The sequence below is a fragment of the Lysobacter niastensis genome, assembly GCF_015453285.1.
Lineage (GTDB): Bacteria > Pseudomonadota > Gammaproteobacteria > Xanthomonadales > Xanthomonadaceae > Lysobacter_J > Lysobacter_J niastensis.
Genome location: NZ_JADLZT010000011.1, coordinates 1 through 16,003, shown reverse-complemented (window position 1 = coordinate 16,003; position 16,003 = coordinate 1). Strand labels below are relative to the sequence as shown.

14 protein-coding genes are annotated in these 16,003 nt (G+C 66.5%); 8 read left to right on the top strand and 6 right to left on the bottom strand.

The genetic code is table 11. The annotated features are described in order from the left end of the window. Positions 1-7 precede the first annotated feature (7 nt). A complete protein-coding gene (locus IU514_RS16900) occupies positions 8-799 on the bottom strand; it encodes a DODA-type extradiol aromatic ring-opening family dioxygenase (protein ID WP_194932325.1) in 792 nt (263 codons plus the stop codon). A gap of 143 nt (positions 800-942) precedes the next feature. Here IU514_RS16900 and IU514_RS16895 point away from each other — a divergent pair, with 143 nt between their 5' ends. From IU514_RS16895 to IU514_RS19055, 6 genes are all read left to right on the top strand, one after another. Beyond that, on the top strand, positions 943-2,403 hold the full coding sequence (locus tag IU514_RS16895; protein WP_194932324.1) for a bifunctional 2-methylcitrate dehydratase/aconitate hydratase: 1,461 nt from the start codon (positions 943-945) through the stop codon (positions 2,401-2,403). Positions 2,404-2,584: 181 nt separating this feature from the next. Then, positions 2,585-3,667 carry an OmpA family protein gene (locus IU514_RS16890; protein WP_194932323.1) on the top strand — a complete coding sequence of 361 codons (1,083 nt, stop codon included), beginning with the start codon at positions 2,585-2,587 and terminating at the stop codon, positions 3,665-3,667. Between the two features lie 249 nt (positions 3,668-3,916). Beyond that, positions 3,917-4,999 carry an OmpA family protein gene (locus IU514_RS16885; RefSeq protein ID WP_194932322.1) on the top strand — a complete coding sequence of 361 codons (1,083 nt, stop codon included), beginning with the start codon at positions 3,917-3,919 and terminating at the stop codon, positions 4,997-4,999. 196 nt (positions 5,000-5,195) lie between these two features. Continuing rightward, entirely contained in the window at positions 5,196-5,714 is a 519-nt protein-coding gene (locus tag IU514_RS16880; protein ID WP_194932321.1) for a hypothetical protein, read from the top strand. Positions 5,715-5,760: 46 nt separating this feature from the next. Further along, entirely contained in the window at positions 5,761-6,486 is a 726-nt protein-coding gene (locus tag IU514_RS16875; protein ID WP_194932320.1) for a pseudouridine synthase, read from the top strand. 119 nt (positions 6,487-6,605) lie between these two features. Then, complete coding sequence (locus IU514_RS19055) at positions 6,606-6,926, top strand: hypothetical protein (RefSeq protein WP_228760826.1); 321 nt, start codon at positions 6,606-6,608, stop codon at positions 6,924-6,926. A 120-nt stretch (positions 6,927-7,046) separates the two neighbouring features. Here the strand turns inward: IU514_RS19055 and kbl are convergent, their stop codons facing one another. Then, positions 7,047-8,240: a glycine C-acetyltransferase gene (gene kbl / locus IU514_RS16865; RefSeq protein WP_194932319.1), complete on the bottom strand. Its 1,194-nt coding sequence runs from the start codon at positions 8,238-8,240 to the stop codon at positions 7,047-7,049. 122 nt (positions 8,241-8,362) lie between these two features. Next, entirely contained in the window at positions 8,363-9,397 is a 1,035-nt protein-coding gene (tdh, locus tag IU514_RS16860) for an L-threonine 3-dehydrogenase (protein ID WP_194932318.1), read from the bottom strand. Positions 9,398-9,536: 139 nt separating this feature from the next. On the opposite strand from tdh, the gene IU514_RS16855 reads away from it, so the two are divergent. Both IU514_RS16855 and IU514_RS16850 read left to right on the top strand, forming a co-directional pair. After that, positions 9,537-11,714 (top strand): S46 family peptidase, encoded by a 2,178-nt coding sequence (locus IU514_RS16855; RefSeq protein WP_194932317.1) that lies wholly within the window; start codon positions 9,537-9,539, stop codon positions 11,712-11,714. A 132-nt stretch (positions 11,715-11,846) separates the two neighbouring features. Then, positions 11,847-14,018 carry a S46 family peptidase gene (locus IU514_RS16850; RefSeq protein WP_194932316.1) on the top strand — a complete coding sequence of 724 codons (2,172 nt, stop codon included), beginning with the start codon at positions 11,847-11,849 and terminating at the stop codon, positions 14,016-14,018. A 45-nt stretch (positions 14,019-14,063) separates the two neighbouring features. Here the strand turns inward: IU514_RS16850 and azu are convergent, their stop codons facing one another. The 3 genes from azu to IU514_RS16835 are packed head-to-tail and all read right to left on the bottom strand — an operon-like array spanning position 14,064 to position 15,870. Further along, positions 14,064-14,516: an azurin gene (gene azu, locus IU514_RS16845; protein ID WP_194932315.1), complete on the bottom strand. Its 453-nt coding sequence runs from the start codon at positions 14,514-14,516 to the stop codon at positions 14,064-14,066. Positions 14,517-14,551: 35 nt separating this feature from the next. Beyond that, positions 14,552-15,163: an SCO family protein gene (locus IU514_RS16840; RefSeq protein ID WP_194932314.1), complete on the bottom strand. Its 612-nt coding sequence runs from the start codon at positions 15,161-15,163 to the stop codon at positions 14,552-14,554. Continuing rightward, positions 15,160-15,870: a formylglycine-generating enzyme family protein gene (locus IU514_RS16835; protein WP_228760825.1), complete on the bottom strand. Its 711-nt coding sequence runs from the start codon at positions 15,868-15,870 to the stop codon at positions 15,160-15,162. The genes IU514_RS16840 and IU514_RS16835 overlap by 4 nt, the downstream gene beginning before the upstream one ends. Positions 15,871-16,003 lie beyond the last annotated feature (133 nt).

The window sequence follows — 16,003 nt, the reverse complement described above, 5'->3', positions numbered from 1 at the left end:
CGCACGCTCAATCGAACGCGAACGCATCCAGCGCAAGTGACCCGAACTCGTGCGAGCGGTGGATGCTGCGCACGTTCGGCGCATCACCGGCCGCGCCCAGCGCGACGAACAGCGGCATCAGGTGCTCGACTGTCGGATGCGCGTGCTGTGCATGCGGCGCACGCTGGTGCCAGTCGAGCAGCGCCGGCCAGTCGTGCGCCGACAGCATCGTGTGCATCCAGTCGCTGAACTCCTGCGCCCATCCCGGTACCTGCGCGTCCTTGTGCTGCCAGTCGAGGTCGCCGAGGTTGTGCACGAAGCCGCCCGACCCGATCACCAGCACGCCTGCGTCGCGCAACGGCGCCAGCGCCTGGCCGAGCGCGTAATGCTGCGCGGCAGTGGCGTGGGGCATCACCGACAACGGCACCACCGGGATGTCGGCCTGCGGATACATACGCCGCAGTGGTACCCACACGCCGTGGTCGAGGCCGTGGTTCTCGCGCACGCGAGGCGTCAGCCCGGCATCGGCCAAACGTTGCGCGATCTGCTCGGCCAGGTCGGGATCGCCGGGCGCTGGGTATTGGATCTGGTACAGCGGCTCGGGAAATCCGCCGAAGTCATGCACCGTGTGCGGTTGTGCATGGCCGCCGAGCATCGGCCGGTCGGTCATGAAGTGGGCGGAGGCGACGAGCACCGCCTTCGGCCACGGCAGTTGTTCGCCCAGTTTGTCGAGGAAGCGACCGGCCGGCGAATCCTCGATCGCCAGCATCGGCGAGCCGTGGGAGAGGAACAGGGTTGGCAGGCGGGCGGGGATGTCCATGGCGAAAGAGTGGTCCCGCCGCCGCGCTTTTCCAAGCACGGCCCACGTGCCGGTGCGTTCCGGGTCTGCCGCCAATGCAGCGTGACGGACCGTCCGGCGGGCGTCTGGAAGAATGGTCACGTCCTCGCCGGAGGCCCTGAGCCATGAGCCACGACATCCGCTCCGCCGCGCGCCCGGATCCCGACGCGCCGATGACGGCCATCGCCGACTACGTCCGCGATTACCAGATCGATTCGGAGGAGGCGTTCGAGACGGCGCGCTACATGCTGTTCGATTCGCTGGCCTGCGCGGCATTGGCGATGGAGTATCCGGCGTGCGTGAAGCATCTCGGTCCGCTTGTGCCAGGTGCCGGCATGCCCGGCGGCGCGCGCGTGCCCTTCACGTCGTACGAGCTCGATCCGGCGCAGGCCGCCTACAACATCGGCGTGCAGATCCGCTGGCTCGACTTCAACGACACCTGGCTGGCGGCGGAATGGGGGCACCCGTCCGACAACCTCGGCTCGATCCTCGCCGTGGCCGATTACCTGGGACGCCGGGCCGAAGCCGCTGGCGGCGTGGCGATGACCGTGCGCGATGTCCTGGCCCACGCCATCAAGGCGCACGAGATCCAGGGCTGCTACGCGCTGCGCAACTCGTTCAACCGCGTCGGCCTCGACCACGTGATTCTGGTGCGTCTGGCGTCGACCGCGGTCGCCACCGCGATGCTCGGTGGCAGCCGCGACGACATCGTCACCGCCATCTCGCACAGCTGGATCGACAACGGCGTGCTGCGCACCTACCGCCACGCGCCGAACACCGGCCCGCGCAAGAGCTGGGCCGCTGGCGACGCTTGCCGCCGCGCCGTCATCCACGCGCTCAACGCGGCCAAGGGTGTGGTCGGCTATCCGAGTGCGCTGACCGCGCCGGTATGGGGGTTCTACGACGTGGCCTTCCGGGGCGAAGCATTCGAGTTCGAGCGCCCGTTCGGCAGCTACGTGATGGAGAACATCCTGTTCAAGATCAGCTATCCCGCCGAGTTCCACGCCCAGACCGCCGTGGAATGCGCGATGCAATTGCACCCGCAGGTCCGCGCGAGGCTCGACAAAGGCGGCGTGGAGGCGATCGACCGGATCGTCCTGGAAACCCAGCAGGCGGCGATGCGCATCATCGACAAGACCGGACCGCTGGCCAATTACGCCGATCGCGACCACTGCCTGCAGTTCATGGTCGCGGTACCGCTGATATTCGGCCGCCTCACCGCAGACGATTACACAGACGAGGCCGCCGCCGACCCGCGGATCGACGCACTCCGCGAACGCATGACCGTTACCGAGGACCCGCGTTTCACCCGGGATTATTTCGACCCGGAAAAGCGTTACATCGGCAATTCGGTGCAGGTTTTCTTCCGCGACGGCAGCACCACCGAAAAGGCCACGGTGGATTATCCGGTCGGCCACCGCAGGCGTCGTGCCGAGGGTATCCCCTTGCTGATGGCGAAGTTCGAGTCGGCGATCCGTTTGCGATTGGAGCCCGCGCAGGCCGACCGGGTGATGGCTTTGGCTGCGCAGCCAGGCGTCCTGGAGGCTATGCCGGTGACGCGACTGCTGGAGCTGCTGCAGGTCTGAACGACCGTTTACGGGCGCAAAAATTATCGGGAACTAATGTGATTGTTATATGGCCGTTAACATGACTTTCACATTCACGAATTTACTCTGCGCGCCGATAGCGTCATACGGCGACTGTCCCCCATAGGAATACGAAGCCCGCTGACGCGGTTTCGAATATCGATAGATGAAGGAGCACAACATGAATAAGAAACTCCTCTGCGCCGCCCTGCTGGGTGGCCTGAGCATCGCCCAGGCAGCTGCCGCCCAGGAATTCGACGATCGCTGGTACCTGACCGGTTCGGCCGGTTTCAACATGCAGGACAACGATCGCGGCACCCGCAATGCTCCGTTCGTCGGCCTCGGTATCGGCAAGTTCCTCAACCAGAACTGGTCGATCGACGGCGAGCTGAACTACCAGAACCCTGAAAACGACGACAACCAGAACCTCAACTGGAGCCAGTACGGCGCATCGCTCGACGCGCGGTACCACTTCACCCAGGAAGGTCGCAACTGGGCGCCGTACGTGCTGATGGGTCTGGGCTGGCAGCGCTCGGAAGAGGAGTTCGACGCGTTCCCGAGCACGAACTCGCCGGGTGAGCGCGAAGACGACAACTTCGCCGCCAAGGTCGGCGTGGGCGTGCAGTCGGCCCTGTATGGCAACCGCGTCGGTATCCGCGGCGAGCTGGCCTACCGCGCCGATTTCGACGACAAGAGCGTCAACGCTCCGAGCGAAGACTGGTTCGGCGACGTGCTGGCCTCGGTCGGCATCATCATCCCGCTGGGTGCCCCGGTCGTTGCGGCCCCGCCGGCCCCGGCCGCGCCGAGCTGCGCCGACCTGGACGACGACGGCGACGGCGTCAACAACTGCGACGACAAGTGCCCGGGTTCGCAGGCCGGCCAGACGATCGGTCCGGACGGTTGCCCGGTGCCGGTGTCGATCGACCTGAAGGGCGTGAACTTCGACTTCGACAAGGCGAACCTGCGTCCTGACGCGGTGGCGATCCTCAACGAGGCCATCGAGATCTTCAAGCGCTATCCGGAGTTGCGTGCCGAAGTGGCCGGTCACACCGACCAGTGCGGCAAGGACGCGTACAACCAGGGTCTGTCGGAGCGTCGCGCCAAGGCGGTCTATGACCACCTGACCAGCAACGGCATCGACGCGTCGCGTCTGACCGGTCCGAACGGCTACGGCGAGAGCCGTCCGCTGGAAGACCTGGGCCAGACGATGCCGGGCTGCAAGAGCGAGAAGAACCGCCGCACCGAGCTGAACGTGCAGAACTGAGCCTGACCGGCGGATTCCTGAATCCGCCGCCGCAACCCCACGAAGCCCGGCCGCTTGGCCGGGCTTCGTTCGTTTACAGCCAATAGTTCCGGCACTACGTTAATAAGTGTTAACAAATTCCTTGACATTGATGTATGCTTCGTGCCGCCAGTGACCATCGGGGTCGGGCCGGACCGAATCTGAATGCGTCCCTGTCACGCCTTTGCTGTGTGAATCGAACTTTCCCGATGTGAACACAAGGAGTCAGCAATGAAGATCCGCCTGTTGAGCACCGCACTGCTGGCCGGCCTGAGTTTTGCCCAGGTGGCTGGCGCCCAGGAATTCGATGATCGTTGGTACCTGACCGGCTCGGCCGGTTTCAACATGCAGGACAATGATCGTGGCACCCGCAATGCCCCGTTCGCTGGTCTCGGTGTCGGCAAGTTCCTTAACCAGAACTGGTCGCTCGACGGCGAGCTGAACTACCAGAACCCGAACAACGACGACAACCAGAACCTCAACTGGAGCCAGTACGGCGCATCGCTGGATCTGCGTCGCCACTTCACCGAGGAAGGCCGCAACTGGGCACCGTACGTGCTGATGGGCCTGGGCTGGCAGCGTTCGGAAGAAGAGTTCGATGCCTTCCCGAGCACGAGCTCGCCGGGTGAGCGCGAAGACGACAACCTCGCCGCCAAGGTCGGCGTGGGCGTGCAGTCGGCCCTGTACGGCAACCGCGTCGGTATCCGCGGCGAACTGGCCTACCGCGCCGACTTCGACGACAAGAGCGTCAACGCTCCGAGCGAAGACTGGTTCGGCGACGTGCTGGCCTCGGTCGGCATCATCATCCCGCTGGGCCCGCCGGTCGTTCCGGCTCCGCCGGCTCCGCCTGCGCCGAGCTGCGCCGACCTGGACGACGACGGCGACGGCGTCAACAACTGCGACGACAAGTGCCCGGGTTCGCAGGCCGGCCAGACGATCGGTCCGGACGGTTGCCCGGTGCCGGTGTCGATCGACCTGAAGGGCGTGAACTTCGACTTCGACAAGGCGAATCTGCGTCCTGACGCGGTGGCGATCCTCAACGAGGCCATCGAGATCTTCAAGCGCTATCCGGAGCTGCGTGCCGAAGTGGCCGGTCACACCGACCAGTGCGGCAAGGACGCGTACAACCAGAAGCTGTCGGAGCGTCGCGCCAAGGCGGTCTATGACCACCTGACCAGCAACGGCATCGACGCGTCGCGTCTGACCGGTCCGAACGGCTACGGCGAGAGCCGTCCGCTGGAAGACCTGGGCCAGACGATGCCGGGCTGCAAGAGCGAGAAGAACCGCCGCACCGAGCTGAACGTGCAGAACTGAGCCTCACCGGCGGATTCCTGAATCCGCCACTGCAACACTGCGAAGCCCGGCCATCTGGCCGGGCTTCGTCGTTTGTGATGCGCGCTGGCGATTCGCATCGCGGCGGTTGTGACCGTCGATTCGCGCTCCTACACTCTGCGCGCACTGGCCAGGGGGGTATTCTGGACAGCACGATCAGGAGGTTCGGAGGCTCGCCATGCGCGCGGTAATCGGATTGTCGTTGATGCTCGCCGCCGGGATGGCGCAGGCTCAGGCCAACAATTGCGCGGGGATCGCGGCGCCGAAGGCGATGCCGGTGCGTCCGACCGTGGTGGCGCCGATCGCCTCCGAACTGGTCCTGCCGAGTCATCAGCTCGGTGCGCCGACCGGCGTGCTGTCGCAGGCCTCTGACGAATCCCTCTCGGTGGACCAAGTGCTGCTGCGCCAGCGCATCGACAATTGCAGCAACGTCGCCAGCGCCAAGCCGGCTGCAGCACCTGCCGCAGCCGCGATGCCGTCGTCCTCCGACCCGGCCGCCTACAAGCCCAAGACGCAGTACGACAACACGCCGTGGCGATTCGACATGCATCAGAACGGCAAGCGCATGACGGCCGAGGAGTTCGACGCCTGGATGAAGGCCAAGGGCGTGCGCGTCGCCAAGGGCAAGCCAGGTGCTGCGGCCGCGCCACCCCCGGCGCCGGCCCCGGCGGCCCCCGAAGCCGACAAGAAAAAGTAGGCGCTTGCCCTCCCAAAGGACCCTGGCCGCGACGCGGCCTTCGACGATGAAGACTTCCCCCCGACACGGCCTGGCGCGCGTGCTGTCCAAGTGCGGACTGTGCTCGCGCACGCAGGCGGCGCAATGGATTGCCGACGGACGCGTGGAGGTGGACGGCCGGGTCGTGCGCGACCCCGAGTTCGCGATCGTGCAGGGCCGGCAGCGCGTGCTGGTCGACGGCAAGCCGCTGGACCAGGCCCAGCAGCGCCGCTACGTGATGCTCAACAAGCCGCGTGGGCTGGTCACGACCGCCAGCGACGAGCGTGGCCGCGACACCGTGTATCGCTGCTTCGACGGCGCCGGACTGCCATGGCTTGCACCGGTGGGGCGGCTCGACAAGGCCAGCGAAGGGCTGCTGCTGTTCTGTAACGACCCGCAATGGGCGGCCCGCATTACCGATCCCGAAATGGGGCTGGACAAGACCTACCACGTGCAGATCGACACCATCCCCGACGAGCGGACGCTGGCGGCGTTGCTGGACGGCGTCGTCGATGCCGGCGAACCGCTCCGCGCGCGCTCGGCGCGGCTGCTGCGTTCCGGCGAGAAGAATGCCTGGGTCGAGGTGATCCTCGACGAGGGCCGCAATCGTCAGATCCGGCGGCTGTTCAGTGCCATGGGAATCGATGTCCTGCGGCTGGTGCGCGTGGCGATCGGAGCGCTTCAACTGGGAGAGCTCGGCAAGGGGCAATGGCGCGAACTCAGCGTCGAGGAACTGGCCGCGCTGCAGCGTTAGTGGCGTACTGGCCTTGGGGCACGGAAATCGGGGCGCCACTTGTCAGGATTGTGCGCAAGCGCACCGTAATTCAGCAAAAAAAGCGGCGACACTGCTCGCCACGTCAGGGGAGAGATCACATGAGCAAGATTTGGATGGTCGCGGTGCCGATGGTGCTGCTGTGCGGTTTCGCCCAGGCGGCCGACAAGAAGGCCGCACCGGCCCCGGAACAGGCTGCGCAGCCGGCCAAGGCCGAGGCTCCGGCGGCGGGTGCCAACGGCTACCAGCCGAAGACCAAGTACGACAACACGCCGTACCGCTTCAACATGGAGCAGAACGGCAAGAAGATGAGCGCCGAAGAGTTCGATGCCTGGATGAAGGCTCGCGGCATCCGCGTGGCCAAGGGCGCCCCGGCGAAGCCGGAAGGCGGCGCGGCGAAGGCCGAGGCCAGCGGCAAGTAATGCACCGGGACCATCGCCTCGTGCGGTGGCCTTGAAAAGCAAACGGCCGGTCGTGATGACCGGCCGTTTGTCGTTTCCGGAGTCCTGCTGCGGGCCCGCTGATGCAGTGCCCGCGGACGATTACCCCTTCAGCACACCCAGCTCGCGGCCGATCTTGATGAACGCGGCGATCGCGCGATCCAGGTGCTGGCGCGTATGTGCGGCCGACATCTGCGTGCGGATGCGCGCCTGACCCTGCGGCACCACCGGATAGAAGAAGCCGATCGCGTAGATGCCCTCCTCGAGCAACCGTGACGCGAACTTCTGCGCCAGTGGCGCGTCGTACAGCATCACCGGACTGATCGGATGCACGCCGGGCTTGATGTCGAAGCCGGCGGCGGTCATCTGCTGGCGGAAGTAGGCGGTGTTCTCCACCAACTGCTCGCGCAGGTTGCCGGCGCTGGACAGCATCTCGAACGCCTTGATGCCTGCGGCGACGACGTGCGGCGGCAGTGAGTTCGAGAACAGGTAGGGACGCGAGCGCTGGCGCAGCATCTCGATCACTTCCTTCTTGGCGGTGGTGAAGCCGCCCAGCGCGCCGCCCATGGCCTTGCCGAGCGTGCCGGTGAAGATGTCGATCTTGTCCATCACGCCCTTGACCTCGGCCGAGCCGCGGCCGGTCGCGCCGAGGAAGCCGGTGGCGTGGCATTCGTCGATGTGGACCAGCGCGTTGTACTTCTTCGCCAGCGCGGTGATCTCGTCGAGCGGCGCGATGAAGCCGTCCATCGAGAACACGCCGTCGCTGGTGATCAGCTTGGTCTTGCAGCCGGCGGCATCGGCGGCCTGCAGCTGCTTCTCCAGGTCGGCCATGTCGCAGTTGGCATAGCGGAAGCGCTTGGCCTTGCACAGGCGCACGCCGTCGATGATGGAGGCGTGGTTGAGCGCGTCGGAGATGATCGCGTCGTCCTCGCCCAGCAGCGGCTCGAACAGGCCGCCGTTGGCGTCGAAGCAGGCGGCGTAGAGGATCGTGTCCTCGGTACCGAAGAAATCCGCGATGCTCTTTTCCAGCTGCTTGTGCAGGTCCTGCGTGCCGCAGATGAAGCGCACCGACGCCATGCCGAAGCCGTGCGTGTCCAGCGCGTCCTTGGCGGCGGCGATCACGTCGGGGTGATCGGCCAGGCCGAGGTAGTTGTTCGCGCAGAAGTTCAGCACGGTCCGGCCGTCTTCCAGCGTTATCTCCGCCGACTGCGGGCTGGTGATGATGCGCTCGGACTTGAACAGCCCCTGGGCGCGGATGTTGTCGAGTTCGTCGGCGTAGCGTTGGGTCAGGGACATGGGATGCGTCTCTTAATGGATGCGCCGTCATCCCCGCGAAAGCGGGGATCCAGCGCATCGGGCGATGTCTCGAGCGAAAGTCGCCGGGTTCCCGCCTTCGCGGGAACGACGATCCGGCGAACTCAGTTCCAGCTCAGCACGACCTTGCCGGCCTTGCCCGATTCCATCAGCTCGAAGCCTTCCTGGAACGAATCGATCGGCAGCTGATGGGTCAGCACCTTGCCGAGCGGGAAGCCGCTCAACACCAGCTGCGTCATCTTGTACCAGGTCTCGTACATCTTGCGGCCGTAGATGCCGTGGATGGTGAGGCCCTTGAAGATGATCTTGTCCCAGTCGGCACCGGCGCCCTTGGGCATGATGCCGAGCATGGCGATCTTGCCGCCGTGGTACATGCAGTCGAGCATGTCGTTGAACGCGCGCGGGTTGCCGCTCATTTCCAGGCCGACGTCGAAGCCTTCCATGTGCAGGTCGGCCATCACGTCCTTCAGCGAGGTGTTGGCGACGTTCACCACGCGCGTGGCGCCCATGTCGGCTGCGAGCTTGAGGCGGTAGTCGTTGACGTCGGTGACCACCACGTTGCGCGCGCCGATGTGCTTGCAGATACCGGCGGCGATGATGCCGATCGGACCGGCGCCGGTGATCAGCACGTCTTCGCCGACCACGTCGAACTCCAGCGCGCAGTGCGCGGCGTTGCCGTACGGGTCGAAGAACGCGGCCAGCTCGCCCGGGATCTGGTCCGGGATCGGCCACAGGTTGCTGGCCGGCATGACGATGTATTCAGCGAAGGCGCCGTTGCGGTTGACGCCGATGCCGACGGTGTTCGGGCACAGGTGCTGGCGACCGGCGCGGCAGTTGCGGCAGTGGCCGCAGACGATGTGGCCTTCGGCCGACACGCGCTGGCCGAGCTTGTAGCCGGTCACGCCAGCGCCGAGTTCGACCACGCGGCCGACGAATTCGTGGCCGATCACCAGGCCGGGCTTGATCGTGCGCTGGCTCCACTCGTCCCACAGGTAGATGTGCAGGTCGGTACCGCAGATCGCGGTCTTCTCCAGCTTGACCAGCACTTCGTTCGGACCGGGCGAGGGGATCGGCACCTCTTCCATCCAGATGCCCTTGCCAGCTTCGCGCTTGACCAGCGCCTTCATCATTTGCGTCATATGGGGATGGTGTCCGCGGATCGGCGGTAAAGAGACCGGAATTATAGCCCGCGCGCCCGTCGCGACCGGGTGCGGGTTTGTTGCCCGGCCCGGGCGGCTTCGCCTATCGTCCCGGCTCCCTTTCGTGCCGAACGACCCGATGTCCACCATGCGCCGCCGTGTGTTAGCCCTGTCCCTGTCGCTGTCGATGCTGGGGGCCGCCCAGGCCGATGAAGGCATGTGGATGCCCTCGCAACTGCCCGACATCGCCAAGCAGCTCAAGGCGGCCGGCTTCAAGGGGCGCCCCCGCGACCTGGCCGAACTGGCGCGCCCGCCGATGAATGCGGTGGTCAAGGTCGGCGGCGCCAGCGGCGCGTTCGTGTCCGGCGACGGCCTGGTGCTCACCAACCACCACGTCGCCTTCGGCGTGATCCAGTACAACTCGAAGCCTGAGCGCGACCTGATCCGCGACGGCTACATCGCCGCCGACCGCAGCGCCGAACTCCCGGCCAATCCGGACTACCGCGTACTGGTGACGACCGGCTTCGATCGCATCACCGACCGCATCCTCGCGGACGCGAAGGGCAAGCAGGGTCGCGGCTACTACGATGCCGTCGACAGCGCGACCAAGGCCGCCGTGGCCGAGTGCGAACGCGAGCCCGGCTACCGCTGCAGCGTCGCCAACATGTATTACGGCACGGACTTCTACCTGGTCCGCCAGCTCGAGCTGCGCGACGTGCGCCTGGTCTACGCGCCGCCGAACGACATCGGCAACTACGGCGGCGAGGTCGACAACTTCGTGTGGCCGCGCCATGCCGGCGACTTCACGCTGCTGCGCGCCTATGTCGGCAAGGACGGCAAGCCCGCCGACTATTCGCCGGACAACGTGCCCTACACGCCGCCCGCGCACCTGCAGGTGTCGACGCGCAACGTCAAGGAAGGCGACTTCGCCATGCTGGCCGGCTATCCGGGCGTGACGTTCCGCCACCGCATGGCCTCGGAGTTCGCCAACCAGATCCAGTGGCAGCTGCCCTCGCGCGTCGCGCTCTACCAGGGAATGATCGACACGATCGAATCGGCCGGCGCGAAGGACGAAGCCGCGCGCGTCAGTTACGCGGCGCAGGTGCGCAGCTTCAAGAACACGCTCAAGCGCGCGCAGGGCGAGCTCGATGGGCTGCGCCGCAGCGATGCGGTGCGCGTGCGCCGCGACGACGAGGCGGCGATGCTGGCGTGGCTGGAGCAGCAACGCGATGCGGCGGCAATCAAGGCCGACATCGCTTCCGCGCAGGCCGTGCTGGACCAGGGCATGGCGACGCGCGAGCGCGACCAGCTGATTGCCGCGATCACCGCACAGACGCAGCTGCTGCGTTCGGCGATCACCGTGCAGCGGCTGGCGCACGAGCGCGGCAAGCCCGATGCGCAGCGCGAGGCCGGTTACCAGCAGCGCGACGAAGTCCTGATCACCGGCCAGCTCAAGCAGGCGCAGCGACGCTATGCGCCCGCCGTCGAGAAGGCGCTGCTCGCCCATCTGCTCGCGCAGTACCAGGCACTGCCGGCCGCGCAGCACGTGGCCGAGTTCGACACCGTGTTCGGCACCACGCCCGTGCAGCTGAAAGCGAAGCTCGATGCGATGTACGCCGGCACGAAGCTCGGCGACGAGGCGCTGCGCCTGTCGGCGATGCAGGCCGACGCCGCGACGCTGGCGACGTCGAACGACGCGCTGTTGCAGGCTGCGGCGTCGCTGCTGCCGGCGATCCTGCGGATGGAGGACGAATCGAAGGCCAGCGCAGGCGAACTGCTGCGCCTGCGTCCTGCCTACATGAAGGCGCTGATCGCGTTCCGCGAGTCGCAGGGCCGCGCCGTGTACCCGGATGCGAACTCGACGCTGCGCGTGAGCTACGGCCGCATCAGTGCGATGGACCCGCGCGACGGCGTGCACTACCAGCCGCTGACGACGGTGCAGGGCATCGTCGAGAAGCACACCGGCGAGGAGCCGTTCAACGCGCCGCGCCCGCTGCTCGACGCGATCGCCAAGGGCGATTTCGGCAGCACGGCTGAGCCGAGCCTCGGCAATTCGTCGAGAGGCGCGCAGACCGTGGATTTCCTGACCAACCTCGACACCACCGGAGGCAACTCCGGCTCGCCGGTGCTGGATGCGCAGGGCAAGCTGATCGCGCTGAACTTCGACAGCAACTGGGAGGCCGTCAGCGCGAGCTGGATGTTCGACCCGCGCTACAAGCGCGCCATCCACGTCGACATGCGTTACATGCGCTGGCTGATGGCCAAGGTCTATCCGGCGCCGCACCTGCTGAAGGAAATGAACCTGCCGGCGGAATGATTGCCGGCATAACCGCCGGCTGTAACCGCCACATCCGGCAAGATTGAACGGCCCGGATGCGACGGCGGTCACGGGTCAGGTTTCCCCGCTGCGGGCTAGACTCGCCTACTGATTTGTACCAGGAGTTGAAGGATGCGCCATTCGGTATTGGCCGCGGCGATCGCGGGTGTGGTCTCGGTCGCCAGTCTCGGGAGCGCCCTCGCGGGCGAGGGCATGTGGGTGCCGCAGCAGTTGCCGGAGATCGCCGGCCCGCTGAAGAAGGCCGGCCTCAAGCTCAATCCCAAGCAACTGGCCAACCTGACCGGTGACCCGATGGGCGCGGTCGTCTCGCTGGGCGGTTGTACGGCGAGTTTCGTGTCGCCGCAGGGCCTGGTGGTGACCAACCACCACTGCGCCTATGGCGCCATCCAGCTCAATTCCACGCCCGAAAAGAACCTGATGAAGGACGGCTTCAATGCCGCGACGCCAGGTGAGGAAGTCTCGGCGGGTCCGAATGCGCGCATCTACGCGCTGGACAGCATCCAGGACGTGACCGCGCAGGTGCGCGAGGCAATCGCGCAGGCGCCGGATCCGCTGGCCCGCACGGTCGCGCTGGAGAACATCGAGAAGCAGTTGGTGTCCGCTTGCGAGCGTGAGGCGGGATTCCGCTGCCGCCTGTACAGCTTTGCGGGTGGCAATGACTATCGTCTGTTCCGCAACCTCGAGATCCGCGACGTGCGCCTGGCCTATGCGCCGCCCGGCAGCGTCGGCAACTACGGCGGCGAGGTCGACAACTGGATGTGGCCGCGCCACACCGGCGACTTCTCGTTCTACCGCGCCTACGTCGGCAAAGATGGCAAGCCGGCGGCGTACTCGCCCGACAACGTGCCGTACCAGCCTAAGCACTGGTTGAAGATCGCCGACAAGGCGCTGGATGCCGGCGACTTCGTCATGGTGGCAGGCTACCCGGGCCGCACCGCGCGCTATGCGCTGGCGGAGGAATTCGACGAGACCGCAAGTTGGACGTATCCGGTCATCGGCGGTCATTACCAGGACCTGGTCGCGCTGGTCCAGGCGGCGGGCAAAAAGAACCCCGACATCGCGGTGAAGTACGCCAGCACCGTTCGCGGCTGGCAGAACACGTTGAAGAACTACGACGGCCAGCTGCAGGGCTTCAAGCGCATCGACGCTGCCGAGCGGAAGCAGGCCGATGAAACGGCCGTGCTCGAGTGGCTGCGCAAGCAGGGTGCCAAGGGCGAGCCTGCGTTGGCCGCGCACGAGAAGCTGATCGCGATCAATGAGGCCGCCAGCGTCACCCGCGACCGCGACCTGGTGTTCGCGCAACTGCGCAGCACCGGCGTGCTCGGTGCCGCGACGCAGCTGTACCGTCTCTCGATCGAGCGCGCCAAGCCCGATCCGCAGCGCGAGCAGGGCTACCAGGAACGCGACCTGCCGACGTTCGAGGGCAACATGCGGCAGATGGAGCGCCGCTACGTGGCGTCGATGGACCGCGAACTGCAGGCTTACTGGCTGCGCCAGTACGTCAAGCTGCCCGCACCGCAGCACATCGCCGCGCTCGACAAGTGGCTGGGCGGCCAGGACGAGAAGGCGATCAAGCGTGCGCTCGACAAACTGTCAAAAACGCAGCTTGGCAGCACCGATGAGCGCATGAAGCTGATGACGGCCGATCGCACCGCGCTGGAGAAGAGCAAGGATCCGGCGATGCAGTTCGCGGTGGCGCTGATGCCGACGGTCCTGCAGATGGAGCAGGAGGGCAAGACGCGCGCTGGCGAGGCGCTGATGGCGCGTCCGGTGTACCTGCAGGCGGTGGCCGATTTCAGGAAGAGCAAGGGCCAGTTCGTCTATCCCGATGCCAACTCGTCGCTGCGCATCACCTTCGGCAACGTGATGGGCTACACCAAGACCGACGGCAGCAAGCAGGTGCCGTTCACGCGCCTCGAGGAAGTCGCCACCAAGGCCACCGGCGAAGATCCGTTCAACGCGCCGAAGGTGCTGCTGGATGCGATCGCCGCCAAGGAGTACGCCGGTCTTGCCGACAGGAAGCTCGGCACGGTGCCGGTGAACTTCCTCTCCGACCTGGACATCACCGGCGGCAACTCCGGTTCGCCGGTGCTCGACGCGCAGGGCAAGCTGGTCGGCCTGGCGTTCGACGGCAACTGGGAGTCGGTGAGCAGCAACTGGGTGTTCGATCCTGCGATGACGCGCATGATCGCCGTCGACCAGCGCTACATGCGCTGGATCATGCAGGAAGTCTATCCGGCGCCGCAGTTGCTGAAGGAACTGGGCGTGCCGGCGAAGCACTGAGGTTGCACGGACAGGCGGGAACGCATTCCCGCCTGTCCATGACGGTTACGGCGTGACGACCAGCTTGCCCTTCATGATCCCCGAGTGCCCGGGGAACGAGCAGAAATACGTGTAGTCGCCACCGGCCGCGAGCTTGCCGGTGAGCTTGCCCTTGGTGCTCGCGCCACCGCCGACGACCGGCGTTGAGCCCAACACGCGGGCATCGCCCTTGGGCACGTAGTTGGCGGCGAGACCTGCCTGGATGCCGGCGGCCGCGATGGCGTTGACGTCCGCGGTGCGCGAGACCACCACGTTGTGGCCCATCGCGTTGGCCGGCAGCTTGCCGGCGTGGGTGAGCTCGATGTTGATTGCCGGGCAGGAGGCCGAGACAGTCACCGTCTTGAGGTCGAACTGCATCTGGTCGTTGCCCTTGAGCCTGATCGTGCAGTTGGGTGCGGCCTGGGCGAAGGTCGCGACGGACAACAGCGCCAGTCCGGCAAGCAGCTTGAAACGTTGCATCAGGTACTCCGTGGTGTGGACGAAAGGAAATGGATTCACGGAGACGTCGCGCGGCGAACCGCGGCGACGAACTCCGGATCGGGGCGGCTGCCCATCTGTTCGGTGCGGGCCAGCACGCGGCCCTCGGCATCGAGCAGGACCAGCGCGCTGGTGTGGTTGAACTCGCCGTCGGCGAGCTGGCGGTAACGGACGCCAAGCACGCCGGCGACGGTACGGACGTCGCCGGGTGGCGGCGAGGCCAGCGACCAGCGTTTCGGATCGAGCTTGCGCTTGACGGCCACCGAGTTGAGTGCGGCCGGATCATCGCGCGCAGGGTCCATCGAGATCAGCAGGATGCCGAGGCGTTGTTGCTGGGCCGGCGTGAGCTCGTGCTCGATCGCCTTCCCCGAGTCGACGATCAACGGGCAGATGTACTGGCACGAGGTGTAGAACATCGACACCAGCTGCGGTTGGCCGCGATGGCGGCGCCAATCCGCCGTGCGTCCATGCTGGTCGGTCAAAGGCAGCGTCAGCTGGTAGACCGAGTCGCTTGGCAGCGCGGCTGTCTTCGTTGCCGGTGGCGCGGCGGCGACCGCAACGGGCAGGGCGCCGAGGCCCGGCACGGTGGCGGCAAGAACCGCGGCAAGTACAAGTCGGGATGGCTTCATTTGGCACTCCGGGCACAGCGGAAACCGAGGTTGGCGGTCGCGTTGGCGCCCTCGAGCGAGGACAGCATCGCCACGCGCATCAGCACGGCATAGTTCTCGCGGTCGTCCATCGACAGCGCGCCCGCGCCGCAGAACCGCGTCTTGTCGGCATCGCCCTGGTTGCGGTTGTCGGCATCGACGAGGAGGGCGGAGTAGTCGTCGGTCCATTCCCACACCAGCCCGTGCAGGTCCTGCACGCCGTAGGCGTTCGGTGCCTGCAGGCCGGCACGCGGCAGTGCGGCGTTGGACGGCCGCGAGTACCAGGCGAGGATGCGTTCGCGCCATGCCGGGTCCTTGCGTGCGTCGCGACGCGTTTCGTCGGCCGCGGCGGCGTATTCCCATTCCGTCCACGTCGGCAGGCGCGCGCCGATCGACTCGCAATACGCATTGGCCGCGAACCAGCTCACCCAGACCACCGGCTGCTGCGGCAACGCGTTCGGGCCGAGCTGCGTCGCCGAACTCCAGTGCGAGAGATAGCGCGGTTCGGCGAACACGCCGGCGACGCGGTCGCGCCGCCATTGCGGGTTGGCCTGCACGAAGGCGAGGAACTGCGCGTTGGTCACTGGCGTGCGCATCAGCGCGAACGGCGCGACATGCACGCCGTCCTTGGAGTCCTCGTACTGCAGCGCGGATCGGAACGTTCCTCCGGGCAGGCCGGCGTAGCGCAACGCTTCGTTACCGACGAGCGCCCCGGGGGGGGGGGGGGGGAGCAAAAGCACCAGAGCGACCCGACCCGGCAGGGCGCACTGGGCCGCCGAATGGGTCGCCCGGGGGCGGATGGGGAGCGCCGCACCCCCATGA

Coding starts and splice junctions, on each gene's coding strand:
- IU514_RS16855 (WP_194932317.1), top strand. CDS start 9,537: ATGTCCACCATGCGCCGCCGTGTGTTAGCCCTGTCCCTGTCGCTGTCG.
- IU514_RS16900 (WP_194932325.1), bottom strand. CDS start 799: ATGGACATCCCCGCCCGCCTGCCAACCCTGTTCCTCTCCCACGGCTCG.
- IU514_RS19055 (WP_228760826.1), top strand. CDS start 6,606: ATGAGCAAGATTTGGATGGTCGCGGTGCCGATGGTGCTGCTGTGCGGT.
- kbl (WP_194932319.1), bottom strand. CDS start 8,240: ATGTCCCTGACCCAACGCTACGCCGACGAACTCGACAACATCCGCGCC.
- IU514_RS16890 (WP_194932323.1), top strand. CDS start 2,585: ATGAATAAGAAACTCCTCTGCGCCGCCCTGCTGGGTGGCCTGAGCATC.
- IU514_RS16895 (WP_194932324.1), top strand. CDS start 943: ATGAGCCACGACATCCGCTCCGCCGCGCGCCCGGATCCCGACGCGCCG.
- IU514_RS16880 (WP_194932321.1), top strand. CDS start 5,196: ATGCGCGCGGTAATCGGATTGTCGTTGATGCTCGCCGCCGGGATGGCG.
- IU514_RS16840 (WP_194932314.1), bottom strand. CDS start 15,163: ATGAAGCCATCCCGACTTGTACTTGCCGCGGTTCTTGCCGCCACCGTG.
- tdh (WP_194932318.1), bottom strand. CDS start 9,397: ATGACGCAAATGATGAAGGCGCTGGTCAAGCGCGAAGCTGGCAAGGGC.
- azu (WP_194932315.1), bottom strand. CDS start 14,516: ATGCAACGTTTCAAGCTGCTTGCCGGACTGGCGCTGTTGTCCGTCGCG.
- IU514_RS16850 (WP_194932316.1), top strand. CDS start 11,847: ATGCGCCATTCGGTATTGGCCGCGGCGATCGCGGGTGTGGTCTCGGTC.
- IU514_RS16875 (WP_194932320.1), top strand. CDS start 5,761: ATGAAGACTTCCCCCCGACACGGCCTGGCGCGCGTGCTGTCCAAGTGC.
- IU514_RS16885 (WP_194932322.1), top strand. CDS start 3,917: ATGAAGATCCGCCTGTTGAGCACCGCACTGCTGGCCGGCCTGAGTTTT.